The sequence below is a fragment of the Sphingobium sp. LSP13-1-1.1 genome, assembly GCF_040676415.1.
In the GTDB taxonomy this organism is placed as follows: domain Bacteria; phylum Pseudomonadota; class Alphaproteobacteria; order Sphingomonadales; family Sphingomonadaceae; genus Sphingobium.
The window spans coordinates 1-24,663 of sequence record NZ_JBEGHU010000003.1; the positions used below are offsets into that span (position 1 = coordinate 1).

General features: G+C 61.7%; 21 protein-coding genes and 2 pseudogenes. 12 read left to right on the forward strand and 11 right to left on the reverse strand.

Going from position 1 to position 24,663, the window contains the following annotated elements:
- The 3 genes from MRBLSP13_RS03485 to MRBLSP13_RS03495 form a co-directional block, all read left to right on the forward strand.
- Window positions 1-317, forward strand: a 317-nt coding sequence (locus MRBLSP13_RS03485; RefSeq protein ID WP_363752740.1) for a molybdopterin dinucleotide binding domain-containing protein, incomplete at its 5' end; no start/stop codon positions are given.
- Window positions 318-400: 83 nt separating this feature from the next.
- The gene (moaA, locus tag MRBLSP13_RS03490) at window positions 401-1,417 is read left to right on the forward strand and encodes a GTP 3',8-cyclase MoaA (RefSeq protein ID WP_414714692.1); all 1,017 of its coding nucleotides are present in this window, start codon (window positions 401-403) and stop codon (window positions 1,415-1,417) included.
- Window positions 1,418-1,585: 168 nt separating this feature from the next.
- Window positions 1,586-2,257 carry a hypothetical protein gene (locus tag MRBLSP13_RS03495; RefSeq protein WP_363752743.1) on the forward strand — a complete coding sequence of 224 codons (672 nt, stop codon included), beginning with the start codon at window positions 1,586-1,588 and terminating at the stop codon, window positions 2,255-2,257.
- On the opposite strand, the gene MRBLSP13_RS03500 is transcribed toward MRBLSP13_RS03495, so the two are convergent.
- Window positions 2,197-3,168 carry a helix-turn-helix transcriptional regulator gene (locus MRBLSP13_RS03500; protein ID WP_363752746.1) on the reverse strand — a complete coding sequence of 324 codons (972 nt, stop codon included), beginning with the start codon at window positions 3,166-3,168 and terminating at the stop codon, window positions 2,197-2,199. The genes MRBLSP13_RS03495 and MRBLSP13_RS03500 overlap by 61 nt on opposite strands.
- Before the next feature lie 219 nt (window positions 3,169-3,387).
- On the opposite strand from MRBLSP13_RS03500, the gene MRBLSP13_RS03505 reads away from it, so the two are divergent.
- The 7 genes from MRBLSP13_RS03505 (at window position 3,388) to MRBLSP13_RS03535 (ending at window position 15,176) form a co-directional block, all read left to right on the forward strand.
- Window positions 3,388-5,475, forward strand: a complete 2,088-nt coding sequence (locus MRBLSP13_RS03505) for an amidohydrolase (RefSeq protein ID WP_363737466.1) — start codon at window positions 3,388-3,390, stop codon at window positions 5,473-5,475.
- A gap of 67 nt (window positions 5,476-5,542) precedes the next feature.
- Window positions 5,543-6,925 carry an aminotransferase class III-fold pyridoxal phosphate-dependent enzyme gene (locus tag MRBLSP13_RS03510; RefSeq protein ID WP_363737467.1) on the forward strand — a complete coding sequence of 461 codons (1,383 nt, stop codon included), beginning with the start codon at window positions 5,543-5,545 and terminating at the stop codon, window positions 6,923-6,925.
- A gap of 77 nt (window positions 6,926-7,002) precedes the next feature.
- Window positions 7,003-8,523: an aldehyde dehydrogenase gene (gene adh / locus MRBLSP13_RS03515; protein ID WP_363738200.1), complete on the forward strand. Its 1,521-nt coding sequence runs from the start codon at window positions 7,003-7,005 to the stop codon at window positions 8,521-8,523.
- 55 nt (window positions 8,524-8,578) lie between these two features.
- Window positions 8,579-9,010 carry a DUF779 domain-containing protein gene (locus tag MRBLSP13_RS03520; RefSeq protein WP_363752749.1) on the forward strand — a complete coding sequence of 144 codons (432 nt, stop codon included), beginning with the start codon at window positions 8,579-8,581 and terminating at the stop codon, window positions 9,008-9,010.
- Between the two features lie 41 nt (window positions 9,011-9,051).
- A complete protein-coding gene (locus MRBLSP13_RS03525) occupies window positions 9,052-10,938 on the forward strand; it encodes an AMP-binding protein (protein ID WP_363738202.1) in 1,887 nt (628 codons plus the stop codon).
- A 193-nt stretch (window positions 10,939-11,131) separates the two neighbouring features.
- Window positions 11,132-13,720, forward strand: coding sequence for a TonB-dependent receptor (locus MRBLSP13_RS03530; RefSeq protein ID WP_363752752.1), 2,589 nt, complete (start codon window positions 11,132-11,134; stop codon window positions 13,718-13,720).
- Between the two features lie 82 nt (window positions 13,721-13,802).
- Entirely contained in the window at window positions 13,803-15,176 is a 1,374-nt protein-coding gene (locus MRBLSP13_RS03535) for an APC family permease (protein ID WP_363752755.1), read from the forward strand.
- A 114-nt stretch (window positions 15,177-15,290) separates the two neighbouring features.
- Here the strand turns inward: MRBLSP13_RS03535 and MRBLSP13_RS03540 are convergent, their stop codons facing one another.
- Window positions 15,291-15,782 carry a DUF3237 family protein gene (locus MRBLSP13_RS03540; protein WP_363737471.1) on the reverse strand — a complete coding sequence of 164 codons (492 nt, stop codon included), beginning with the start codon at window positions 15,780-15,782 and terminating at the stop codon, window positions 15,291-15,293.
- A gap of 293 nt (window positions 15,783-16,075) precedes the next feature.
- On the opposite strand from MRBLSP13_RS03540, the gene MRBLSP13_RS03545 reads away from it, so the two are divergent.
- On the forward strand, window positions 16,076-17,719 hold the full coding sequence (locus MRBLSP13_RS03545; protein WP_363752757.1) for a tannase/feruloyl esterase family alpha/beta hydrolase: 1,644 nt from the start codon (window positions 16,076-16,078) through the stop codon (window positions 17,717-17,719).
- 118 nt (window positions 17,720-17,837) lie between these two features.
- Here MRBLSP13_RS03545 and MRBLSP13_RS03550 read toward each other — a convergent pair whose 3' ends face one another.
- From MRBLSP13_RS03550 to MRBLSP13_RS03590, 9 genes and pseudogenes are all read right to left on the reverse strand, one after another.
- Window positions 17,838-18,524: an RES family NAD+ phosphorylase gene (locus MRBLSP13_RS03550; RefSeq protein WP_414714690.1), complete on the reverse strand. Its 687-nt coding sequence runs from the start codon at window positions 18,522-18,524 to the stop codon at window positions 17,838-17,840.
- Between the two features lie 29 nt (window positions 18,525-18,553).
- A complete protein-coding gene (locus tag MRBLSP13_RS03555) occupies window positions 18,554-18,967 on the reverse strand; it encodes an MbcA/ParS/Xre antitoxin family protein (protein ID WP_363752761.1) in 414 nt (137 codons plus the stop codon).
- Between the two features lie 113 nt (window positions 18,968-19,080).
- The gene (locus tag MRBLSP13_RS03560; RefSeq protein WP_363752877.1) at window positions 19,081-20,007 is read right to left on the reverse strand and encodes a HipA domain-containing protein; all 927 of its coding nucleotides are present in this window, start codon (window positions 20,005-20,007) and stop codon (window positions 19,081-19,083) included.
- A gap of 135 nt (window positions 20,008-20,142) precedes the next feature.
- A pseudogene (locus tag MRBLSP13_RS03565) lies at window positions 20,143-20,409 on the reverse strand (HipA N-terminal domain-containing protein); the annotation flags it as partial.
- On the reverse strand, window positions 20,409-20,660 hold the full coding sequence (locus tag MRBLSP13_RS03570; RefSeq protein WP_363737475.1) for a helix-turn-helix domain-containing protein: 252 nt from the start codon (window positions 20,658-20,660) through the stop codon (window positions 20,409-20,411). The pseudogene MRBLSP13_RS03565 and the gene MRBLSP13_RS03570, both read right to left, overlap by 1 nt.
- A gap of 336 nt (window positions 20,661-20,996) precedes the next feature.
- Window positions 20,997-21,260 carry a hypothetical protein gene (locus MRBLSP13_RS03575; protein WP_363752763.1) on the reverse strand — a complete coding sequence of 88 codons (264 nt, stop codon included), beginning with the start codon at window positions 21,258-21,260 and terminating at the stop codon, window positions 20,997-20,999.
- A 278-nt stretch (window positions 21,261-21,538) separates the two neighbouring features.
- Window positions 21,539-21,655 (reverse strand): annotated as a pseudogene (locus tag MRBLSP13_RS03580) (cold-shock protein); the annotation flags it as partial.
- A gap of 277 nt (window positions 21,656-21,932) precedes the next feature.
- Window positions 21,933-22,088, reverse strand: coding sequence for a hypothetical protein (locus MRBLSP13_RS03585; RefSeq protein WP_363737476.1), 156 nt, complete (start codon window positions 22,086-22,088; stop codon window positions 21,933-21,935).
- Window positions 22,089-22,403: 315 nt separating this feature from the next.
- The gene (locus MRBLSP13_RS03590) at window positions 22,404-22,622 is read right to left on the reverse strand and encodes a hypothetical protein (RefSeq protein ID WP_363737477.1); all 219 of its coding nucleotides are present in this window, start codon (window positions 22,620-22,622) and stop codon (window positions 22,404-22,406) included.
- 400 nt (window positions 22,623-23,022) lie between these two features.
- Between MRBLSP13_RS03590 and groL the strand changes: the two genes are divergently transcribed.
- Window positions 23,023-24,648 carry a chaperonin GroEL gene (gene groL, locus MRBLSP13_RS03595; protein ID WP_363737478.1) on the forward strand — a complete coding sequence of 542 codons (1,626 nt, stop codon included), beginning with the start codon at window positions 23,023-23,025 and terminating at the stop codon, window positions 24,646-24,648.
- The last annotated feature ends 15 nt before the right edge of the window (window positions 24,649-24,663 follow it).

Here is a 24,663-nt window from a genome sequence, read left to right on the forward strand (position 1 = left end):
ATATCCATCCGGCCGACATGGCTGAGCTGGGCATAGAGAATGGCGATCACATCGAACTGGAATCCGATGTCGGCAAGATCACCGCGATCGCCGAGGCGGACGAGACGATGCGTCCGGGCGTGATCTCGATCCCGCACGGCTTTGGTCCGGCCACCGGTGAGATGGACGAGGATGGCGGGGTCTCCATCGGTGCCCTCATCGTCGCCGATGAGTTCTATCAGCGCGTCAACGCCATCCCACGGATGACCGCCATCCCCGTGAATGTCCGGCGCCTGAGCAGCAGGATTATCGGGCACCAAACCGCAGAAGTGGAGTGAGCAACGTCTGAGAATTGGTAATGATCAGACGCAAAAATGCAGTTGGGAATCTGTCTGTTGACCAGGAATGCCATGCCGTGAAAATTGCGCCCTCCGATAGTTCGGCGCAGGCGGCATCCGGTCGCCTGACAGATCCCAGTGGCCGTAGCTTCGAATATCTGCGGCTATCGCTGACGGATGTCTGCAATTTTCGCTGCACCTATTGCTTGCCCAATGGCTATCGCAAGGCGGCGGGACGGACGCCCGATCTGTCGCCTGACGAGATCGTGCGGGCGGTGACGGCCTTCGCCCGGCTCGGCTTGTGGAAGGTTCGGCTGACGGGTGGGGAACCCACATTGCGCGCCGAATTCACCGAAATTGCCCGGCGCGTAGCGGCGGTGCCGGGCATTCGCCGCGTGGCGATGACCACCAACGGCTATCGCCTGGCCGATCACGCTGCGGAATGGCGAGCAGCTGGCGTAAGCGCGATCAACGTCAGCATCGATTCGCTCGATCCTGCTCGCTTCGCGGCGATCACCGGCCATGACCGGCTCGACGAGGTGCTGCGTGGCGTGGAAGCGGCCCGGGTCGCCGGGTTCGATCCGATCAAGCTGAACGCCGTGCTGATGCGGGGCGTCAACGATGACGAGTTGGAGGCGATCATCGCCTTCGTGCGTGACCATGACCTGTCGCTGCGTTTCATCGAAGTGATGCGCACGAATGACAATGCGCCTTTCTTCCAGGCCCATCATCTACCCGGTCAAACCGTGATAGACGCCTTGGCGCGGGCAGGATGGACACGCGTGGCGCGCGCGCCGGGAGCAGGCCCGGCCGTGGAATTCGCCCATTCCGACGCCAGGGGGCGGATCGGCATCATCGCCCCCTATGCGCAGGATTTCTGCGCTACCTGCAACCGGCTCCGCCTGTCGGCCGAGGGCAAGCTGCATTTGTGCCTGTTCGGCGATGGCGGACTCGACCTGCGCCCGCTCCTCCAGGACGATGCACAGATAGACGAACTGGTCGAGCGGATCATCACGCTCACGGCGCGCAAGGCACCGTCGCACCGCCTGCACGATGGCAATAGCGGCGCCACGCCGCATCTCGCCTCGATCGGCGGCTGACCTGTCAGCCATGGCGGAACTGCGCGCACCAGGCTTCGTCATGACCGTCCGGGCCAGCGATGGCGGATGGCTCGGGACAAGGTCGGGCTGATGGGCGCAGCACCGATTGGCTTCGACGAGGCAGCGGCGCGCCTGCCGGGCGTCTAAGCCCTGCTGGGCACCGAAACCGTGGCGTTGGCCAATGCGCCCGGCCGTGTGCTGGCGGAGCCGCTATACGCACGGCAGGATTCACCCGGCCAGCTGACCGCGGCGATGGACGGCTATGCGGTGTGCGACGCGACCACCGCCCCGGATCAATTGCTGCGGGTGACGGGAGAATCTCGTGCCGGGCTCGGCTTTCCCGGCATTGTGAGCGCCGGTGAGGCAGTGCGCATCTTCACCGGCGCGCCGATGCCCGCCGGGACGGACCGCTGCATCGTGCAGGAGCACGCGATCCGCGAGGGCGGCAACGTCAGGTTCACGGCTGGCTACGGCCCGGCATGGAATGTTCGGGCCATAGCCAGCGACTTTGTCGCCGGCACGCTGCTGCTCGATCGCGGCACCCGTCTCTCCCCTCAGGCCATGATTGCGGCCGCCGCATCAGATGTCGCCAGTGTGACGGTGGCGGTTCGGCCACGCGTGGCGATCGTCGGTACCGGCGACGAACTCGCTTCGCCCGGCACCGCGGCTGACCGGCCCGCCGCGATTCCCGAGAGCGTCAGTTTCGGAGTCACGGCAATGGTGGCGGAAGCCGGCGGCCTGGTGATCAGGCGGGCAACGGGTCGCGATGAGCTGGCCGCTCAGGCCGATTGCGGATCCGCCTGGGCCAGGGAACGCACGTTGCGTGGTGACGCGCCATAGCGCTTGCGGAAATTGCGGTCGAAGGTGCTCAGTTCGTTGAAGCCCCAGCGGAATGCAACCTCGGTAATGGTTCGTTTCGAATGGGTCGGCGCCGTGAGTTCGGCATAGCAGCGATCAAGTCTCCGGTCGCGGATCCAGCTCCAGAATGTTTCCCCCGAAGCCTGAAAAACGCGATGCAGCGTGCGGACGGAGACGCCAGCCCTTGCCGCGACCGTTGCGGGGCTCAGCTCCGGATCGTCGAGCGCGGCGGTTGCGATCGACTTGAGGTCGTTCAGCAGGCCCATTCGCGCCGCATCGGCAAGGGATCCGGTCGCCAGGGTTCCAAGCTGGACGATCGCCTCGGCCAGGCCGACCTGGAGAGCGGCGCAGTCGGCTGCGGAAAGATCCGCGCGAGAGTTGAAGATCGCGTCGATGAAGGAGGCGACACAGGCCCCGATTCCGACCTTGCTCGTGAAGACGCGATCCAGGGAGATGTTCCGCCCATAGGCCAGGCTTTGGACCAGAGCCCAGGGAAGTTGCACGCCTATGGTTTTGCTGCCGCACGATGATGTGTGATATTCCAGCAGCTTGCGGGAGCGCAGGAAGACCAGATCGCCGGGGCCGACTTCATGGCAATGATCGTCGCTCACGATCGTGAGATTGCCCTCCACAATATATTGAAGGGAATGACCCAACTGCATCGGGCTCTTGCGCATGGAGTAGCGATGAAGCGGCGAATTGCATTTATGGACGGAACAACTCAGCCTGCCCAGATCGAACGCCATGGAGAATGCGTCGAGAGTATCCCGTTCCTGTATCTCGGCAATGACCTCGCGTTCCGATTCAATGGAACTGTAATAAGAACTGAGCACTTCGGAATAACGGGCGGCGCGCCCGTTTTCCGGCAGTTTTTTTGTGGTGAAGTCGAGCATGCTGTGCCCCCCACATATATGAAGTGCAGGAGCGTGCCATAGTCTACACCATGTTTCAATCCCGTGACGGAGTGGCCGCGACATTGGCACGGAAAGTCGAAAGCGCTGTCTCGGAACGCTGTGATCTTCAGCGCCGCATGAAGCTAGATATGGTCTTGCAAGGGACCGATGAAACATATGCCTCAGGGTCGGGCCCGTCCGTTTTCGGGAGAAATGACGATGCGCATCGGATCTAAGGCCAGACGTCGCTGGTCTGCCAGGCTCAGGGGGGCGGCCCTGGCGTCATCATTGGCGATCTGCCTGATGCCGCTGGCGCCGGCGATCGCGCGAGGGCCTGTCGCGGCCGATCTGGTGCTGAAAAATGCCCGCGTCTACACGGTGGACGGGGCGCACCGCATCGTGGAAGCCCTGGCCGTAAAGGACGGCAAGCTGGTATTTGTCGGCAGTAACGCCGCCATAGGCGCCTTTATCGGCAGCAAGACGGTCGTCGAGGATGCAGGTGGTAAGCTTGTCCTGCCGGGCCTTGTTGATGCGCATATCCATCCTCGGGGCATTGTGGACTTTGGCGGCTGCAACCTCGAGGCCAAGGCGCATACGCTTGCGGAAATCGCGACGCTGGTTCGCCAATGCCTCGTGGACGCGAAGCTCGAGCCGGGGAAATGGCTTGCCGTTTCGCAATGGGAATATGCGGCCGGCAATCAGACCGATGCCAAATTCGCCACGCTCCGGGCTGCGCTGGATGATGCCGCACCCGATAATCCTGTCGTCATGACCGGTTGGGACGGCCATCATGGCGCCTATAACAGCCGCGCACTGGCCCTGGCCAAGAATGCGAAGGGGGAGACCGTCGGCTATTCCAAGAAGACGCTGCAGACGGATTTCGCTCATTACAAGCCCGTGGTCGGCGTCGACATTCACGGCGAGCCCAGCGGTGACATCCAGGACGAGGGCAAGACCCCCATCGATTCGTCGGAGACATCGCGCGAGGAGTTTGCGAAGCTGCTCGCCGAACCCCAGCGACTCGCCCAGGCGCTCAACAGCCGGGGCATTACGGCGGTATGGGACGCCGCCGCGTCGGCGTCTACCGGCATATTCGGACCGGGCAGCATCTTCGACGTCTATGACAAGCTGCAGAAGAACGGGCAGCAAAGCTTCCGCGTCAATATGGCGCAATATTGGGCGCCCGAAGACTTCCGGGACGCCGACGGCCGCGTGAACTGGGATGCCCTCTTTACCCAGGCGGATGCCATCAAGCGGAAATATGCCGGCAATCCGCTCGCTTCGGCGGATTCCGTGAAAATCTTCGCGGACGGCGACATGGAGGCCAATCCCAACAACGTTCCGCCCACCTTCGGCGCGGCCTTCCGCCCCGTGCCCTATTTGCAGCCGATTTTCGAAAAGGATGCCCAGGGCAATCTGTCCGTCAAGGACTATGTCGACATTTCATCGCCTGAATGCGTCTATGCGCGGGCTGTTCCGGCTGACCTGTCCTCGCCGACAGCCATTGCCGATTTCACCAAGCGCTACGGCTTCCATCCCGGACAATGTGCGATTTCCTACGGCATTCCGCAGCACGCGCCGTGGATCTTTGCCGATTATGTGATGAAGGCGCATCTGAAGGGCTACACGATACACATCCATACGATCAGTGACGCCGCAGTGCATATGGCGCTGGAGGCCATAGAGGCGGCGCGCAAGGCCGATGGCGTCTATACTCGTCCGGACACGCTGGCTCACCTCCAGTGCGCCACCCCGGCCGATATCAAGCGCATTGGCGAAGATCGATTGAATCTCGTCTATACCTTCAGCTGGATGTATGCCGAACCCACCGGATACGACCTCAGCACCGTTCCCTTCTTCGAAAAGGTGCACGGCAACAGCTATGAGGCGCTTCATAAGCCGAACGGCTTTTTCGAACAGTGCAATTATCCCACCAAGACGTCCAAGGATGCAGGCGCGGTTATTGTCGCGGGATCGGATGCGCCAGTCCTGACGCAGGATCCGCAGCCGTTCGTGAACATGGAGATGGGGGTGACCCGGTCGCGCCGCGGCGGGCAGCCGATCAGCCCCTGGCAGCGTCTCAGTGTCGAAGATGTGATCGACGCCTACACGATCAATGGCGCCCGGGCCTTGAATCGCGGTGCGGAGATCGGATCGCTGGAAGTCGGGAAGTCGGCTGACTTCATCATCGTGGATCAGAACATTCTGGAACTTGCCCATTCGGGCCATCCCGAAAAGATCGGCGATACCAAGGTGCTGGCGACATGGTTCATGGGCAAGAAGGTCTATTCGCCGTCGTCCGAATAGAAACGGACCATAAGCAGAAAACGAAATTTATGCCGGTGGGTTCGCCGGCGCGCAGGAGCTTGTCTCAATGATGTCGTTCAAGACTGGTAATGCCGATCGCTTCGTGGCGGATCGAGATCGTGTGGCCCGTATCGATCAGCGTGAAGTTGACCGTTTCAGGCAACGCACCGGCGCGTCCAACGCGCTTCGCGAACGCGCTCTGGCGGTGATGCCGGCAGCCGTCCCCAACTCATGGATGGCGGGCTATTATTCCCATCCCCAGCTTTTTGCCGATCGCGGCGAGGGGGCAAGCTTCTTCGATCCGGACGGCAATTCCTATGTCGACATGAACGTTTCGGACCTCTCGATGACGATCGGCTTCGGCGTGCCGGAGGTCGAGGAAGCACTGGCCCGGCAATATCGCAGGGGCGCCCACTTCCTGCTGCCGACGGAGGATGCCATCGTCTCTGCGGAACTGCTGGCGGCGCAGACCGGCATGCCGGCATGGCAGTTCACCGTCTCGGCTTCCGGATCGAACACCGACATCATGCGGATCGCGCGTCACATGACGGGCCGTCGCAAGCTGGTCGTGTTCGAAGGCAAATATCATGGCCATCTCGAAGAGACGCTGGTCGTTTCCCAAGACGGGCACAATGTTCCCGAATATCAGGGAATGTCGGGAAAGCGCGCGGAGGACACGATCATCCTGCCGTTCAACGATCTGGAAGCGGTTTCGCGCGTGCTGAAACAGGGCGACGTCGCACTGGTGCTGACAGAGCCGACGATGACCAATTGCTCGCTGGTGATGCCGGAACCGGGCTTTCTTGAAGGATTGCGCGAGATTACGCGCGAGACAGGCACGATGCTGTGCATTGACGAGGCCCACACCTATTCCTTCGCTTATGGCGGCCTGACCCGAAAGTGGCAGTTGAAGAGCGATTTCATGACACTGGGGAAGGGGTTCGGCTCCGGGGTTGCCTTCGCGGCCTACGGCATGACCCGCGAAGTATCGGATCATGTGGAGCGGCACCTCGACATCCTCCACCGCCGGTCCGGGATCGGCCTGGGCGGCACGCTCTATGGCAATGCCCTGTCGATGGCGGTTGCCCGGGCGATGCTGGAGCATGTGCTCACGGAAGCCGCCTACGACCGCATCTCTGCCTTGGGCGCGCGCATGGCGGATGGGATCGACGCCATCTGCCGTGACCTTGACCTGCCGTGCCGGGCGTTTCGCCTCGGGCCGCGGTCGGGCATGTGCCTGACGACCGAGTTGCCGCGCAATTATCAAGAGGCACGCGCCTCGATGGATCTCGACATGCTCGACGCCCGGCGGGTGTTCATGGCCAACAGGGGCTATTGGGATTGCATCGTCAGTGCGGGGCCGCAGGCTTCGTTCGCCCACACGGCTGAGGAGATTGACGGTTATGTCGCGCTGGTGGCCGAATTTACCGAGGAACTCGTGCGCGGCTGAAGGAAGATCGATCGGGTTCTTGCTGAGGAAGCACCCCGGTCGAGTAGTTCAAATCCGATAAAGAAAGAGAGATGGAGATGCCTGTCGACGATCGCCCCGATTTGGTCATGAAGGCTCCCTTTGCGGCGCGCTATGACAATTTCATCGATGGCCAGTGGCTTGCGCCGAAATCGGGCCGCTATTTCGACAATGTTTCGCCGATCACCGGCGGCGTTGTCGGGCAGATCGCGCGCTCGCAGGCGGAGGATGTTGAAGCCGCGCTGGACGCGGCGCATCGCGCCAAGGACGCATGGGGACGGACGCCGGTGGCCGAGCGCGCCCTGATCCTCAATCGCATCGCGGACCGGATGGAAGCCAATCTGGACAAGCTCGCGCTGGCCGAAACCTGGGACAATGGCAAGCCGATCCGCGAATCCACCGCCGCGGACGTGCCGCTGGCGATCGATCACTTCCGCTATTTCGCCAGCGTGATCCGCGCGCAGGAAGGATCGATCGGAGAGATTGATCACGATACTGTCGCCTATCATTTCCATGAGCCGCTGGGCGTGGTCGGGCAGATCATTCCGTGGAACTTCCCGCTGCTGATGGCGGCCTGGAAAATGGCGCCGGCGCTGGCGGCGGGCAATTGCGTGGTGCTGAAGCCTGCCGAACAGACGCCGGCCTCCATCATGGTGTGGATCGACATCGTCGGCGATCTGCTGCCGCCCGGCGTGCTCAATATCGTCAACGGCTTCGGCCTGGAGGCGGGCAAGCCGCTTGCCTCCTCCAGCCGGATCGCAAAGATCGCCTTTACCGGCGAGACGACGACCGGCCGTCTCATCATGCAATATGCCAGCGAGAACCTGATTCCGGTCACGCTGGAACTCGGTGGCAAGTCGCCCAACATCTTCTTCGACGATGTCGCGCGCGAGGATGATGATTTCCTCGACAAGGCGATCGAGGGTTTCGTCATGTTCGCGTTGAACCAGGGCGAGGTCTGCACCTGCCCCAGCCGCGCGCTGGTCGCCGAGTCCATCTACGACCGTTTCATGGAGCGGGCGCTGGCACGCGTCGCTGCGATCCGGCAGGGCAATCCCCTCGACCCGGCAACCATGATCGGCGCGCAGGCCTCTTCCGAGCAGTGCGAGAAGATCCTCTCCTATATCGATATCGGCCGGCAGGAGGGCGCCGAACTGCTTGCGGGCGGCAAGGCGGCTGCGCATGGCGGGGCGCTCGCGGGCGGCTATTATGTCGAGCCGACGGTGTTTCGCGGACACAACAAGATGCGGATCTTCCAGGAGGAGATCTTCGGGCCGGTCCTGTCGGTGGCGACGTTCAAGGACGATGAAGAAGCGCTCCAGATCGCGAACGATACGCTATATGGCCTTGGCGCCGGCATCTGGAGCCGGGACGTGAACAGATGCTATCGCTTCGGACGCAATATCAAGGCGGGGCGGGTGTGGACGAACTGCTACCATGCCTATCCGGCGCATGCAGCGTTCGGCGGCTACAAGCAGTCCGGCATCGGCCGGGAAAACCACAAGATGATGCTCGATCACTATCAGCAGACGAAGAACATGCTGGTGAGCTACAGTCCGAAGAAGCTCGGCTTCTTCTGATGCGGCGCGGGGGATGCTCCATAGGCCGGCGCCGCGGCGGTCAGGGGGCTCTGCGATGAGCGGCGGCGCGGATACCGATGCGTCGGGGGCAGTCCCGCGCGTCGTCGCGTCGCCGGCCGCGCTTGCCTTCATCGCCGAATTGAAGGCGGAATATGGCGCGCTCCTGTTCCACCAGTCGGGGGGATGTTGCGACGGCTCCTCGCCGATGTGTTATCCGGCGGACGGGTTTCGTATCGGCGGGAGTGACATCCTGCTCGGCATGGTGGATGATGTGCCGGTCTATATCGGGGAGGCGCAGGCAGCCGCCTGGGCGCATACCCAGCTTATCCTTGACGTGGTGCCGGGGCGCGGAGGGATGTTTAGTCTGGATAATGGCCGCGAAAAACGGTTCCTCACGCGGGGACGGGTTTTTACGCTGGCGGAAATGGCGGCTCTGGCCGCACAACTGGTCGCGGCGGAGGCCGACAGCCGGGACGAAACCCGATGAGCACAGACATGCCCCATGACGATAATCATGAGATCGGCGCTATGGAGCCGCGCTACACCGCCGCCTGGCGCAGGAGCCTTGAAGATGCCGAGGCGTTCTGGACGGACGCCGCCGAAGCCGTCGACTGGGCCGTGCCGCCGCGCCGCGCCTTCGATCCTGAGGAGGGCTGGTTTCCGGGCGGCGTCCTGAATACATGCCATAACTGCCTCGATCGCCATGTGCTGCAGGGGCGGGGTAGCCAGACGGCCCTCGTCTATGAAAGCGCAGTCACCGGGACTTCGATGCACTGGACCTTCGGGGAGGCGCTTCACGAAGTCCAGCGCGTGGCCGCGATGCTGCTGCGCCTCGGCGTCACGCGCGGCGATCGCGTGGTCATCTACATGCCGATGGTGCCGGAGGCGATTTTCGCGATGCTGGCCTGTGCGCGAATCGGGGCGATCCATTCGGTCGTGTTCGGCGGCTTCGCGGCGCACGAACTGGCAAAACGCATCGACGACGCGTGCCCGACGCTGTTGATAACCGCGAGTTGCGGGATCGAGGGCAGTCGCGTCATTGCCTATAAGCCGATCGTCGACGAAGCCGTGGCTGCCGCCACGCACCAGGTCGATCGAGTCCTGCTGCTCCAGCGCGACCGACTTGCCGCAGAACTGAAACCGGAACGCGACCGTGACTGGGCGGCGCTGCGAGAAGCAAGCGCAGGCGACCCATTGCCGCCCTGCGCCATGCTCGACTCTGGCGACCCGCTCTATATCCTCTACACCTCAGGCACGACCGGAACGCCCAAGGGCGTGGTGCGCGACAATGGCGGTCATGCGGTCGCGCTCGCCTGGTCGATGGCGAACATCTATGGGATCGGCGCGGGCGACGTGTTCTGGGCCGCTTCGGACGTCGGCTGGGTGGTGGGCCACAGCTACATCGTCTATGCGCCGCTCCTCGTCGGGGCGACCACGATCCTTTACGAAGGCAAGCCGGTGGGAACGCCCGACGCCGGGGTCTTCTGGCGAACGATCGTGGCGAACGGGGTGAAGACCTTCTTCACGGCGCCGACGGCGATCCGCGCGATCCGCAAGGAAGATCCGCAGGCGCGGCTGCTCGGCGAGATCGGCACGGGTGAACTGACCGCCATCTTCCTGGCCGGTGAGCGGGCGGATCCCGACACGGTGACCTGGCTGGAGCGGCATAGCGGCCTGCCGGTCGTCGATCACTGGTGGCAGACCGAGCTGGGATGGCCGGCGATCGCGCCATGCCTGTCCCTGGGTGATGACCGGCGTCGACTCGGCAGCGCCGGGCCGCCCGTCCCGGGCTATGCCATCCAGGTGGTGGACGAGGACGGGGTCGAATGCCCGGCCGGCAGCAGCGGCGCGATCGTCGTTCGCCAGCCGCTCCCGCCCGGCGCGTTTCGCGGCCTGTGGAACAATCCCGTGGGCTTTGCGAAGAGTTTCCAGCGTTTCCCCGGCTATTATGAGACCGGAGATTACGGCCATATGGACGAGGATGGCTTTGTCTTCGTCATGGGCCGTACCGACGACATCATCAACGTCGCCGGCCACCGCCTTTCAACCGGGCAGATGGAACAGATCGTGGCGGCGGTCGACGGTGTGGTCGAATGCGCGGTCATCGGCGCGGATGATCCGATCAAGGGAATGGTGCCGCTGGGCTTTGTCGTCGCGCGGAAAGCGTTCGACGCGGACCAGTTGCCCGCGGAGGTCATATCGGCCGTGCGGCGCGAGCTTGGGGCGATCGCCACCTTGCGCGAAGTGCATGTCGTTCCGGAGCTGCCGAAAACGCGATCCGGGAAGATCCTGCGAAACCTCCTTCGCAAAATCGCCAATGGTCAGGATTGGACCGTGCCGCCGACCATTGAAAATGAAGCGACGCCCTATATGATCGCGCAGCTTCTTCAACCTACCGGGCGGGCCGATGGTTGAAGCCATCATATCCTGTCGAAGGCGTAGGCCGGCGCATCGCGTCCATGGCTTCCGCCTGCTGGCGCTGCAAGCCTGATGCGGTGGCACTCAGGGCGTAGCACTGACAGGCGACACATATGAATATGCGTTAGGGATTGGATACCGGGCACCTGCGTCATGAACGCAAGCACAGGGCTAACGGGGAGCACATAAAATGGGGTGTTTTCGAAGCAAATATGGCGCCATGTCGATTGGCGTGGCGTTGACGGCGGTAGCGGCGGCCACGGCGGCCCATGCACAGGAGCCGGAGAAACCGTCCGCGAATGACGCGCGGGATATGGGACAGGCCGAAATCGTGGTGACGGCTACCCGCCGATCCGAGACGCTGTCCAAGGTTCCGATCAGCGTCAGCGCATTTTCGCAGCAGGAGCTGCAGGCCAGGGGCGCGAGGGAGTTTTCGGACGTGGTGCGGCTGACGCCGGGCCTGTCGCTGCAGAAATCCCCGATCGGCGGCAATCAGGTTTCCATACGCGGAATCGCCTCCAGCGCTGGTGCTTCCACCACAGGCATCTATATTGACGATACGCCCATACAGGCGCGCAATCTGGGCTATGCTCCCAGTTCGAGCTTTCCGAGCCTGTTCGACATCGAGCGCGTCGAGGTTCTTCGCGGCCCGCAGGGAACGCTGTTCGGCGCGGGTTCGGAAGGCGGCACGGTCCGCTTCATCCAGACCGAACCCAGCATGAAGGACTTTTCCTATCGCGGCCGCGCCGAAATCGCGACCACGCGGAACGGGGCGCCGACCTATGAAGCGGCCGCGGCCGTCGGCGGCCCGATCGTCGAGGACAAGATAGGTTTCCGGGTCAGCGCCTATTATCGCCGCAATGGCGGCTGGGTCGACGATGTGAATGGAACCTACACGGTCGTGGATCCCACGGCCGCATCCTATGGCGACTCGTTAAACTTCACCAAGACGTCGACGATCCACAAGAACGCCAATTCCGACACGGCGCTTCTGTTGCGCGGCGCGCTGGTCTTCGCGCTCAGCGACGCCATCACGGTGACGCCTTCGCTGACCTATCAGAAACTGCGCAACAATGACGGCATCGGCCAATTCTGGCTGGCCGCTTCCAACCCCGGCAAGGCGCAATATGCCCGTTACCTCTACCAGGCGGGTGATCCGGCGACCGATCCGACGCTGACGGCTCTGTCCGGCACCGATCGGGAGGCGGGAGGCGATCGTTTCTACCTGCCGGCGTTGCGGATCAACTGGGACATCGGCTTTGCCTCCATCACCTCCAACACCTCCTATTACGACCGGCTGCAAGGCCAGCGGGCCGATTATACGAGATATTATTATCGCTATCTGACGCAACAGCTTGTCCCGCCGCCGGGAGCGCGGGCCAATTCCGATTTCACCAACAAGCAGAAGAATTTCGTGCAGGAAATCCGGTTGCAGTCGGCGGAATCGGAATCGCCCCTGCAATGGGTGGTTGGTGCCTTCTACTCGCGTAACATCCAAACGGCCCGGCAACCCATTTCCGAAAATTTCACCGCCAATCTTCCGGTAATCTCCTTTGGCGGCGTCCCCTACGGATTCACCGACGGCGAGCCGTTCGGGCCGGGATCGACCGCGTTTCTCAATACTTTCGGTGCGCCCCTCCTTCCCGGATCCGTCAGCTATGACGAGAACAGGCGGCTTGTCGAAACCCAGATTGCCGGTTTCGCCCAGGCCGATCTCCGACTGTCGAGCAAGCTGAAGCTGACGGCAGGCGTCCGGGTCGCACGCAACAAGTTTGAACAGAATGTCGACCTGCTGGGGCCGGAAAGCAACATCAACGCGCCTTATGGAACGCCATGCGAGGTCTATGTGGGCCCCGGTGGAACCTGTACAGTGGGTCAGGGGCCGCTGACGCCGGTTTACTCCAGCGCGCGATCGAAGAAGCTCGAAACCTCCGTCACGCCCAAGTTCGGGCTGACCTATGAACCGGATTCGCGCAATCTTTTCTACGGCACGGCAGCCAAGGGCTTCCGCCCCGGCGGATCGGGGCCGATCATACCGCCCAATGTGTGCGATGCCGACCTCAATCAGCTCGGCTATACCTCGACGCCCACCACCTATAATTCGGACTCGGTGTGGAGCTACGAGGTCGGCAGCAAGAACCGTTTCCTGAACGGTCGTGTCGCGATCGCGGCGAGCGGCTACATCATCAAGTGGAAGAACATCCAGACGGATATCGCGCTGCCGACCTGCGGCTACAGCTTCGTGGACAATGCCGGCAACGCGACCGCCAAGGGCTTCGACCTGTCGCTGGAAGTCTCACCCGTCCGGGGGCTGATCCTCACAGGCGCGGCCGGTTATACCAAGGCGACGTTTGACGATCCGGTGGCACGCGGCGCCAATGTCATATTTCCGCGCGGATCGGGGGTTCCCGGAGCAAGCGCGCCCTGGAACACATCCTTGTCGGGGGTGTACAACATGCCCCCCGTCGGCAACGTGAATTTCTACACGCGCGTCGATTTTACCTACACGTCGCGTGAACGGCGCGCCGGGCAGACCCAGCCAGGGGCGTTCGGCTATAATCCGCTGCTGCGCCAGGTGTCGGCCTATTCGACTCTGAACGCGCGCCTGGGGGCTACCTTTGGCCGGTATGATCTGTCGGTCTTCATGACGAACATCACCGATGCACATCCGCTTCTGCTGCTCGGCCCGGCATCGCGGCCGATCCAGAACGATCCTGCCTGGGTTTCAACGACGCTCAGGCCGCGCACCGTGGGCCTGACCCTGTCGATAAAGGAATGAGGCGCATGCCGGTCTCAGAACAGGGGCGCGACGGCCCAGGCACCTATCTTCCCGCCGTCGCGGCCGGGCGAGAGGGATCTCGGTGAACGATCATCTCAAGGACAATTCCGTCTCCTTCATCGGGTCGATGATGATGGGCGTCGCGGGCAGTGCGCCCGCATCGTCCATAGCAATGGGCACCGCGGCGCTGATCGGCGCCGCCGGGGTCTTCGCACCGGTTTCCCTCCTCATCTTCGCCGTTCCGATGCTCGGCATAGCGAAGGCCTATCAGGCGCTGGGAGAACGCGATGCGAATGCGGGCGCCTCCTATCAATGGACGTCCGCGATCTTCGGTAAATTCCTGGGATTCTTCTCTGGCTGGTCGCTGCTCATAGCGACGCTGCTGTTCGTGGTCAGCGGCACGGTGCCGATCGCAACCGCGACCCTCAACATCATAGCCCCCAGCCAGGTGGGACACGTCGTCACCACGTCGATCGTCGCCAGCCTCTGGTTCGCGGCGGTATCCGCGATAGTCGTCGCCGGTATCACGGTGACCAGCCGGGCGCAGACGATGATCACCTTGGCGCAACTGCTGATCCTCGTCGTCATTCTCGGCGCGGCGCTGATGCATATCCATGAGGTCGGGAGCGTCGAGGCGTTCGGAAAACGATGGTTTGGCAGCGGCCTGACCCTGGATGGCTTTGCGGCTACGGCCCTGATCGCGGTCTATTTCTACTGGGGCTGGGACGTCACCTCCAACCTGGGCGAGGAAACGGTCGGCGGGGGGCGCAAGGCCGGCCTGGGCGGCCTCCTCAGCATTCTGATCACCATCCTGCTCTACACCAGCTTCGCCGCCGTGGCGTTGATGATGTTCCCGGTTCAGGACGCGGCCAATCTCACGGACAATCTGATATTCAATATCGCGTACCGGGCCGGGCTTTCCTATGCAGGCGGATTGCTGGCGTCGGCCGCGGTCATATTGTCGAGCATCGCGGCGATCGAGGCGACCATGCTGATGTTCTCGCGGACGCTGTTCGCGATGGGACGCGATGGATCGATGCCCCGCATCTTCGGAACGGTGGATGATCGTACCTTATCGCCATCGCACGCCATATACGCCATGATCGTCCTGGGCCTGATCCTGATATGGACATCAGCCCTGATGCCGAGCGTGCAGTTGCTGTTGTTCGCGTCGGTGCGGGCGCTGGGCTTTCAGGTGGATTATTATTTCGGACTTGCGGGTCTTGGCGCGGCCTGGGTCTTCAGGGATAGCTACAAGGTCTCGATCGGCAAGTGGCTGACCCTTTGCCTGTTCCCGGCCGCGAGCAGCGTGGCGTTGATCGGCCTGGGGCTCTATGCGGTGACGACCTTCGACCTGTGGACCAATGTGATCGGAATAGGCAGCTTCGCACTGGGGCTGGTTTTTGTCTGGCTCTGTTACAGACCGGGCGCCGCCACTATGGAATTGAACGTTTAGGGGGCAGGCGGGATGAAAGGGGGCGATCCGGGTCGGCCCCTTCCATCCCGCCCGGATCCTGGTTCCGCCCCTTGTCCTCATTCGCGCAGCCACGGCTTCCCGCCCGTCGGGCATTCACAGCAGCTTGAAATAATGGATCCGGTTCGCTCCAGGCGTCTTTTCCGCCACACCCACGAAAACATGCCGCGCGAGCCAGTCATGTGGTCCCGCCGGCACATCGAACTTCGGCGTGACGCGCATATAGTATGAATCGGGATCGACAGGCTCATTCCGTGCCATGCGCTCCCCGATCTCCGGGGTCGATGCCCAACGATAGCCGGAATTCTGCATGTAGATCAGCGTGCCATCGTCCAGTTCCAGAAGGTAACGGGCATCGAAATCGATCACGCCGTCCGGACGCACAAGCGGCCAGTCACCACCGCTCATCGGCACCACGCGACCATTGAGCGCAGGCCCTTCGATGCTGCCCTGCGCCGCATAGACGGCACCGCGTGTAGCGCCCATGGTTGATGGGCTGACCCAGCGGACCGGCGTCAGCGTCAATGCGATGCTGAACGCATATTCGAAACGCGGCGCGAATCGTTCGATGGTGGCGGGTTCAATCATGGGGCCTCCGTTGAGAGGGTGGGAACGGGGGTAACCAAGGCAGCTGTCCGGCGCCCTGCTTTCGTCGAAGATGTCGAGATAATCAGAAGAGCCATGATTACTCGACAAGAATATATGGAGAAGATTCTGTGAGCGAAGGTTTTCTTACGGCCCGATATTGGCCATTTTCAGCGGAAAATCCAGATGATATTATTGACGCGTCAACAAAATGATGATGACTTGCGCCCGTGACCGTGCCCGGGTGGTTCCATAAACCGCTGCAAGCGGCCGGCTTGCCATTCTTGGGGGTTTGGATGACGTCTTTTCTTCAAATGGGATCGGCGCGCGGCGGGCTGGCTTCTCCAGCAGGCGCCCGGTCGGCCGTCGGCCTTTGGGTCGGCGGGACGATGGCATCGGCGCTGGCGCTGTTTCTTGCCGGGACCGGCCCGGCATCGGCCCAGGCGACCCCATCTCCCCCGGCGACCGCGTGTGACAGGCTGAAGCAAATGGCCGACGGCGACCTGCATGTGCTGGAGGCGCGAGAGGTTGCTGCCGGTCCGGCGGCGGCATTCTACGGTGAGGATCAGGGACGGAAAATGCCGGCGCATTGCCTGATCCGCGCCTCCTTTGGCGATCGCCGGGGCGTCGACGGCCGAACCTATGCGATCCGGTTCGAATTGCGCATGCCGGCGGCTTGGAATGGCCGTTTCCTGTTCGAGGGCGGCGGCAACATGGATGGCGTCGACTGGCCGGCCTATGGATCGCTGTTCAGCCGCCTGTCGCCAACGGCGCTTGAACGCGGCTTTGCCGTGGTGCGGACCAATGGCGGGCATATCAGCCCCGGCAATGAATCGACCGATGGCAGCTGGGCGATCGATCAGCAGGCGCGGATCGACTATGGCTATGTGGCGCTCGACAAGGTCGCGATCGCAGCAAAGCGCATCGTTGCCGCGCATTACGGCAAGCCTGCCGCCAAATCCTATTTCATCGGCTGTTCCAATGGCGGACGGCAGGCGATGCTGGTGACGCAGCGCTTCCCCGACTATTTCGACGGCGTGGTGGCGGGTAATGCCGCGTTCAATCTGACGCGCATCGCGCCGCGCCTGTCATGGACCACCGCTCAGCTCAGCCGCATCTCCAGGCCTGGCGTGGGCGCATTCACCAAGGTGGACTTGAAACTGGTGGCCGATGGTGCGGTGAAGCGCTGCGACGCGCTGGATGGTCTTGCCGACGGGCTGATCCAGGACATTGCGGCCTGCAAGTTCGACCCGGCAGTGCTGCAATGCAAGGGCCCGAAAACCGCCACCTGCCTTTCCAGGGCTCAGGTCGATACGCTGAAGCGGATCGTCACCGGACCAGTAGATGCCCAGGGCAAGCCCTATTACAAGCCGCTGCCCTATGATTCGACGCCCGCCTTCTGGGCGGGTGCCGCGGCGGCCGACACCAGGGCGCCGTCACTGTTCATGGATACGATGCGCTATTTCGCGTTGACCCCGCCCAATCCCGGACTCGATGCACTCGACATACGCTTTCCGGATGTTTTCGCCAGCCTGGTCAGCACGGCCGGGGTCATCGACGCGGAGGGAAGCTTTCTCAACAGCTTCGCGTCGAGATCGAAGCTGATCATCTATCATGGGACCAGCGATTACAGCCTGTCGGCCTTCGAAATCACCTCATGGTACGACCGCCTGGCGCATGATACCGGCGGTAAGACCCAGGATTGGGCGCGCCTGTTCCTGGTGCCGGGGATGATGCACTGCGAAGGCGGGCGGGCGACGGACGATTTCGATCCGTTGACCGCCATCCAGGCCTGGGTCGAGCAGGGAATCGCGCCGGACCGGATCGTCGCAACCGGCAAGACGCTGCCGGGGGTCAGCCGCCCGCTCTGCCCCTGGCCCAAGGTGGCGCGCTATCGTGGCGGCGACCCTGCGCGGGCGGAGAGCTTCGATTGCGATTGAGCCCGCAGCACCATTCCGGTGGCGCAGGACCCGATAGTCGGGATGACTGTTCAGCGCCTCAGTTGCGCGCTCGTGACGACCTTCAGCAGAGAACGTCATGGTGCAAACGATCCCTTTGTCATTCTTCCACCACCCGGAAAACTGCGCCGCTCCCGGCATCCCTCACCAGATCAACCCGTTCGCCATCCCAATGATAGTCGAGATGCCTGCCCTGGACAGGGCTGGAGGCACAGTCGGGGTAGAGGAGCGCGACACATTCTCCCCCAGCTTGCCGCACGCTCGGATAGGCTATCCCGTCAGAACCAGCTTTGCGCAGGGCAGAGCCCAACAACTGGGCCGCTGCATAATCATCCGGATCGAGGCAAGCGGCCAACGGATCTTCCTGGCCGCGCAGATCATGGAGATCGGCGCGGACTGTCAGGATGATTTCCCGAAACTGGGAGGTCCAACCGGGCGGTTCAGCCGTGCGCGCCATGAACCGGGCATGATGATGGATCGTCTCGAACAGGGCAGTCTCATAGCCATCAGCGACGTAGAGGACGCCATAGCTCCCGTCGGAAAAACGGCTGGGACGGTCGACACTGACATGGGTGAAGGACGCCATCAGATAGGAAGCGCCGTTGCCACCCACCCGTCGCTTGGGAGGCACAAGGTCGATATTCCCGATCGACGACCTGATGCGCGGATTGGTCTTCTGCTCGCCCGCCAGCAACAGGGGCCAATCCGCCGGATCGGCAATATCCTCGAACAGGTCGATGGGTGGGTAGACGCTACGGATGATCCGTACCGCACCTTCCCATTCCACTCTGCAAATTGGCGGTTCGTCAGCCAGGGTCACCAGCCGCCACGCTCCGCATCAAGATAGCGCCGCACACGCATCAAGTCCGTCAATTCGCCGCCCAGCATGACCGCCAGCGCACTCGATCCCCCGAAGGCCGCATTGGACGCCTTGATCCAGTCATAGCCCCGCTGCGGCTCCTGAAAGATAATGCGGAGAGCCTTATGGATGCCCATGAGATTGGATAGACGGGCAAGCCCATCGCGCGAAATGCGCCCCGGCCCCTCCGCCTTCCAGCGACGAAAGCTGCGCACGGGCATGTCGGTAAGAACGGCAGCCTGCTCATCGGTGACGCCCCATTTGGCGAACAGGTTGAGGGCGGCGCGAAACATCGCTCGACCTTCTTCCTGAGTGACAGGTTCCTGCCGGAAGGGAGCGGGAGCAGTCTCAATGGGTTGCAATATAGCCATATAGAACAAAATATATGATAAGCTGCCAAATGGCAATTCATGGCTCGCGGGTGGGTTGCGATAAATCCAATCTGCCGCTCGTGGCGACATACAGGAAGCCCGCGAAACGCGGTTCAAATCTCTGCTAGACCAAGCTCCAATGACCTGAGCCTGACTTCCATGGCGTTCATGATGCTAGTGTGTGTGGCGATGACAAGCCCATCGGGCATCATGGACAACGCCTGCTCGGGGGCTTTTTCGGCCATTTGAATGACGTCCCGAAGCACCTTGTCGATGAGAGTAGGGCCCAATCCGGCCTCCTTCGCGGTCTCCACGAAATGCCGTCCGCCAAGGTTCAGAATTTGATATTTGCGGCTGTTGCCCGCCGACATTGCGAGCTTGTACTTGTTGTTCGGGATCTGCCGCGCGTCGAACGCAGGTTGAGCGGTGAGGACATCGTAGAATGGCGTCATCCCGAAACGCCCGCCGGGGCGAAGAAAGATGCTGAAATTCTTGGCGTGACCGTCCGCCGCACCGATAAGCCAGAATATGATCTGGCTTTTCAGGAAGGCAGCCTGATCCTCCAGGGGGTTGTCGCTGCTCCCGAGCAGCTTGAGGATTGCAACGGCGCCAGGGCCGCCGTGGCTTTGATATTTCTGGGCAGAAGGGACGCCCAAGGCCTGACAGAAATCCTCCTGGGGCAATCGAAGCAGTTCGGTCGGGCTCCTCCAGCGACGATCAAATCGCTCGACCGCCAGCACCTTGCGCGCGCCGAATGTCGCGATCTCGGTTTTTGCGACGGGCAGGCCAAAGCCTTCCAGCAGCCTGAGGCAATAATGTTCATTCTCGACGCTGTCGGCCATGTCGATCATCCCGAATGCCGTCGGAATCTCGCCGAGCTGCGGCTTGAGGATGTGGGTCGTGGGGGTGGTTCCAAGCGGTCTCAGCCACTGGCCGTCATGGAAAAGGAGGGCGGTCTTTTCCTGTGCTCCGGCCACTGAAATCCGGAACTCATGGTCCATGTCGATGCCGAGTGGCGCCTGGGCCAGATTGGCGAGCATCTGCTCGATCTCGGCGTCGCTGATGGGCTCCCCATCCACCGGCTGGATGCCGTCGAAAGCTGCATCATCCGGCAGGAATTGCATGGCGCCCACGCAATCCCGCCCGATACGCTCCAGCAAACTGTAGGCATCGCTGCCCTGGGCCCCGGTTCGTTCGGCAACCCGGCGACGCACGGCGGCATTATCCGGCAGCAGATTGTCGAAGACGGCGACCACCGGTTCGCCGGTGAATTGCGATTCGCGCAGGGGCAACGAAAGGGAGATTGGAAATGCGTGCTCCCAGGGAAGCCAGCTTTGGTCGTAGCGAAATTCGATGGCGCCGCTGGCCTGCTTGAGAAGGCGCCCAGCCAAACGGTTGTTGATGAATATGTTAAGAGGGGGGTGCGCTCTGCGCCGGCCCATCAGAAGATGTCCTCAATATCAGGCACCGATTTGCCGGACCTCTGATCGATGACCATCTCCAGGCCGAGAGCGGCAAACAACGCATAAATCGAGGATAACCGGGTGCCTTCTTGTCCGGTCTCGATCTTGGAGACCAGTTCCTGCCGCAGGCCTGCCAAGCGGGCCAGTTCCGTCTGGCTCATGCCTTTCTGCTTGCGCACACGCTGGATGGCGGCGCCAAGTTGCTTGGGCGATCGCGCAATATGAGCCATAAGCCAATCTCCTTGGCCAGCGCTATGTCTCAAATCACATAATTTCGCAATATGCTGTTTTGAGCATAAATTCTCTTTATGCCTTAATCTGCATAATCTACATGCACACTTGGCGAATCTTTTGTTTTCAGCACCATAGAAGCTAAATAGCTCAGTCACTCGTCCTTTCGATAAACCGGAACCATCGCTCAGCAAATTGCGCACCTGACAGCGCAAGAAAATGGAATGATCGGCCCTGGCCGGGGCGGGTCGGCAGCGAGAGGCTCGGCAAAGCTGCCAATCCTATCGCCGAGGAAGCTGCCGCGCCGCACTCGACGATTTTGCGAGGTCAGACTGTCACCCTTCCTCCAGCATGACGTCAATCATGGTCTGCCAAACATGTTTTGCCGTCGCACGCGGGTCGGTACTCTCCTCGTAGATAGCTGCCTCTATCATCTGTTGAGAAGGATCTCGCAAGGAGATGACGACGGATCGGACCAACTCTGTAGCGCTCAAATGAAAGTCGCCTTCAGGATCATAGAACGCCAGACGGGCTGCGGATTGCCTTTGAACCTCAGCGACGAGGGCATTGGCGGCTTGTTCAATCGGAGGGGGAGCCATAAAGGCTATAACGCCGCTCAGCGTCCATCGTTCAGATGCCGAGAAGAATCGATGTGACCGTTAAGCAACCGAGTCCATGCGTTGTAGACGCTGCAGTCGCGGCTTCGATCTCACTGCTCACCCGGCAGCGAGAGAGCGCCTAGTGGATTAGCCGGGGTCTCGCCGGCTTATCATTAGCCGCCGACATCAAGCGCCCTTGGATGCAAGCCAGATCGTGTGAATTACATGTTCTTCACCGGCCAGGGCTGGGATGCTCACCTCTTCCACATCGAAACCGGCATGCCCGCACGTTCAACCGCGGTTATGTGCACGAAGGCGTCCCCGCCGCCGCTTTCCGGCGCGATGAAGCCATAGCCTTTGTCGGCATTGAAGAATTTGACTGTTCCGATGATCATATTGGAGCTCCTTGTCCAAGTTTTAGGGGCGCACGCGACAATGCGGGCATCCCGGCTTCAAGAGGCAAATGTGGGACAAGAGAGAGCCGAAGCGGCCCGATATCCGTCGAAGCGCGACGTTCAGCGAGGCGTCAATAGCACAAATTGACAGAAATGGAAAAACCGATCGGGGGCGATCGATCGAATACTTTTCCATCTGCCGGTAACTACGTCTTCAGTTTACCTTAGATTTCGTACGATCGCATCTGTGCCACGACCAAATGCCGCAGCGCGCTGCTCACTTCGAGCGCGCCGCCTCATCGCGCTTGGCTTGAGCAAGCGCATCGTTCAAGGTCGAATATCGCCAGTCACGATAATGGTAGCGATATGCCGGCACCTTGATGATGCCATGGCGAGCCATGACTTCCGCTTCGTCCGCCGGGACAACTGTCATCTTCTGTCCAATCCTGGTGAGCACGGGTTGACGAGCACGATTACTGCCGACCGCCGGCTGCGGGTCGGGCAAGGAGCTGGACCGCATTTTCCACCCTTGAATATCCCGCTGGATCGGCGATCGCCAAATCGAGGGGCCGGGCACCCAACGAGGCATTGTGGGTGTTTAGAAAGCGGATTGCTTCCTCCTGCCCCAGAAGCACGAATGCAAGATGGGTGATCAACCCCTGCCGTCTCGCCTGGTCTGGAGAGATCCGTGGCTCGCGGCTAACAAACGCTCGCCTTCGCGGGCGAGCCGGTGTTGTCGCGTCCGCTGTCATGCCGACCCCACCAAGTCTGCGGCTAGGGGAGACTGATCCATCCAAGGCAGCCAACCCACCGAAGCGCCTGCGTTTTTCGAGGAAAGCACGTCGAAGATCTGACCGCCGATAATGCCCGCTGCGGCCAGATGCTTGCGGCGTGCCGGCTCACTGATCGCGTCGGCGGCGTGTATGAGCAAAATCTGATGCTCGGAATAAAGCTGATTGAGATCCATGTGTAACTCCCTTGGTAAGCGGGAGCGCGATGGTCTCTCAGTCAAGAGCGCCTACGTTGGTATGCACTTGATGACCTCCATATAGGCTTAATCGACAATCATACAACACTGCCGTGTCTCCAAAAATTCGAGAGAAATATCCTTACGTGAAGTGCCCTGATGTTCCACCTGCGACACGACGTTTCTGCTCATGGCTTGTAACAGATTCACCCGTTCTAAGGGATCGCTGATCGGTACCGACATATTGCGTCCAGCTTGTCTTTAGCTGTCGCAGGGCGCATATCAGATTCATCGGCGGTCTATATTTAGGCCTGCCAGTTCGCAATTTGGTAGCGCTGGCTTCCGCTTGTGAAAGCGACATTCCGTCGCGGACCAGCGCCAGGAAAGTCGGACCCAAACCATGACTGCCAAGGACCTGAAATTCGCGCACGAGGCCCGCGAAGGCATTGCGCGTGGCGTCGATATTCTCGCCAACGCCGTGCGCGTGACCTTGGGTCCCAAGGGGCGCAATGTCCTCATTGACAAGAGCTTTGGGGCGCCCCGGATCACAAAAGACGGCGTCACCGTCGCAAAGGAATTGGAATTCAAGGACAAGTTCGAGAATATGGGCGCGCAGATGATCCGCGCCGTGGCGTCCAGAGCGCATGATCATGCCGGAGACGGCACCACTACGGCGACCGTCCTTGCGCAGGCGATCGTTCGGGAAGGGATGAAGTCGGTATCGGCGGGCATCGATCCGATGGACCTCAAACGCGGCATCGACATGGCCGTTGCCGCCGTCGTCGCCGAACTCAAAGCGCGGTCCAAGCCGGTATCGAACAATCAGGAAATCGCCCAGGTCGGCATCGTTTCGTCCAATGGCGACGAGGTGGTGGGCAATCGGATCGCCGAGGCGATGGAGAAGGTCGGCAAGGAAGGCGTCATCACGATCGAGGAGGGAGCGGGCGTCGAATTCGAGCTGGAGGTGGTGGAGGGCATGCAGTTCGATCGCGGCTATCTGTCGCCCTATTTCGTCACTGACAGCGAGAAGATGACGGTGGAACTGGAGGACCCGGTCATCCTCATCCACGAGAAGAAGATGGGCAATGTGCAGGCCATGCTACCCTTATTGGAAGCGGTCGCCAACGCGCACCGTTCGCTGCTCATCATCGCTGAGGATGTTGAAGGGGATGCGCTCTCGACGCTGGTCGTCAACAAGCTGCGCGGCGGGCTGAAGGTCGCCGCGGTCAAGGCGCCGGGCTTTGGCGACCGGCGCAAGGCGATGCTGGAGGATATCGCCATATTGACGGCAAGCGACGTCGTGACGGAGGATCTTGGCATCAAATTGGAGGATGTCACGCTGGACAGGCTGGGCACCGCCAAGCGCGTGACGATCACGAAAGACAACAGCACGATTGTCGACGGTGCGGGCAGCGCGGAAGCCATTAAGGCGCGCGTCGTGTCGCTCCAGGGGCAGATCGAAGCCAGCAGCAGCGACTATGATCGCGAGAAGCTTGAGGAACGTCTTGCCAAGCTATCCGGCGGCGTAGCCGTCATCAAGGTCGGCGGATCTTCGGAACTGGAGGTCAAGGAACGCAAGGATCGGGTGGAGGACGCTCTCCATGCGACCCGGGCGGCGGTGGAGGAAGGCATTCTGCCGGGCGGCGGCACGGCGCTTCTTTATGCGTCGAAGGCGCTGGATAGCCTTGATCCCGTCAAGGACGACCAGCGGCGCGGCATCGACATCGTCCGCCGGGCGCTTCAGGCACCGCTCCGCCAGATTGCGGAGAATGCGGGCTATGATGGTGGCGTGGTTGCCGGTCGTTTGTTGGACGAGAGAGACGAAAATCTGGGGTTCAACGCGCAGAGCGAGCAATATGAAAACCTCTTCCAGTCCGGTGTCATCGATCCGACCAAGGTAGTCCGCACCGCCTTGCAGGATGCGGCCTCCATCGCTGGGTTGCTGATCACGACCGAAGTGGCGGTAGCCGAGTGGGTCCCCGATAGCGACGGCCCGCAGATCAAAGCTTCCGGCGGGGGATTTTGAGGACCTCTCAAGCTC

Excerpts from the sequence above, each read along its gene's own strand:
- MRBLSP13_RS03500 (WP_363752746.1), bottom strand. The coding sequence starts at position 3,168 with ATGCTCGACTTCACCACAAAAAAACTGCCGGAAAACGGGCGCGCCGCC.
- MRBLSP13_RS03505 (WP_363737466.1), top strand. The coding sequence starts at position 3,388 with ATGCGCATCGGATCTAAGGCCAGACGTCGCTGGTCTGCCAGGCTCAGG.
- MRBLSP13_RS03510 (WP_363737467.1), top strand. The coding sequence starts at position 5,543 with ATGATGTCGTTCAAGACTGGTAATGCCGATCGCTTCGTGGCGGATCGA.
- adh (WP_363738200.1), top strand. The coding sequence starts at position 7,003 with ATGCCTGTCGACGATCGCCCCGATTTGGTCATGAAGGCTCCCTTTGCG.
- MRBLSP13_RS03520 (WP_363752749.1), top strand. The coding sequence starts at position 8,579 with ATGAGCGGCGGCGCGGATACCGATGCGTCGGGGGCAGTCCCGCGCGTC.
- MRBLSP13_RS03525 (WP_363738202.1), top strand. The coding sequence starts at position 9,052 with ATGGAGCCGCGCTACACCGCCGCCTGGCGCAGGAGCCTTGAAGATGCC.
- MRBLSP13_RS03530 (WP_363752752.1), top strand. The coding sequence starts at position 11,132 with ATGGGGTGTTTTCGAAGCAAATATGGCGCCATGTCGATTGGCGTGGCG.
- MRBLSP13_RS03540 (WP_363737471.1), bottom strand. The coding sequence starts at position 15,782 with ATGATTGAACCCGCCACCATCGAACGATTCGCGCCGCGTTTCGAATAT.
- MRBLSP13_RS03545 (WP_363752757.1), top strand. The coding sequence starts at position 16,076 with ATGACGTCTTTTCTTCAAATGGGATCGGCGCGCGGCGGGCTGGCTTCT.
- MRBLSP13_RS03555 (WP_363752761.1), bottom strand. The coding sequence starts at position 18,967 with ATGGCTATATTGCAACCCATTGAGACTGCTCCCGCTCCCTTCCGGCAG.
- MRBLSP13_RS03560 (WP_363752877.1), bottom strand. The coding sequence starts at position 20,007 with ATGCTCGCCAATCTGGCCCAGGCGCCACTCGGCATCGACATGGACCAT.
- MRBLSP13_RS03570 (WP_363737475.1), bottom strand. The coding sequence starts at position 20,660 with ATGGCTCATATTGCGCGATCGCCCAAGCAACTTGGCGCCGCCATCCAG.
- MRBLSP13_RS03575 (WP_363752763.1), bottom strand. The coding sequence starts at position 21,260 with ATGGCTCCCCCTCCGATTGAACAAGCCGCCAATGCCCTCGTCGCTGAG.
- MRBLSP13_RS03585 (WP_363737476.1), bottom strand. The coding sequence starts at position 22,088 with ATGACAGTTGTCCCGGCGGACGAAGCGGAAGTCATGGCTCGCCATGGC.
- MRBLSP13_RS03590 (WP_363737477.1), bottom strand. The coding sequence starts at position 22,622 with ATGGATCTCAATCAGCTTTATTCCGAGCATCAGATTTTGCTCATACAC.
- groL (WP_363737478.1), top strand. The coding sequence starts at position 23,023 with ATGACTGCCAAGGACCTGAAATTCGCGCACGAGGCCCGCGAAGGCATT.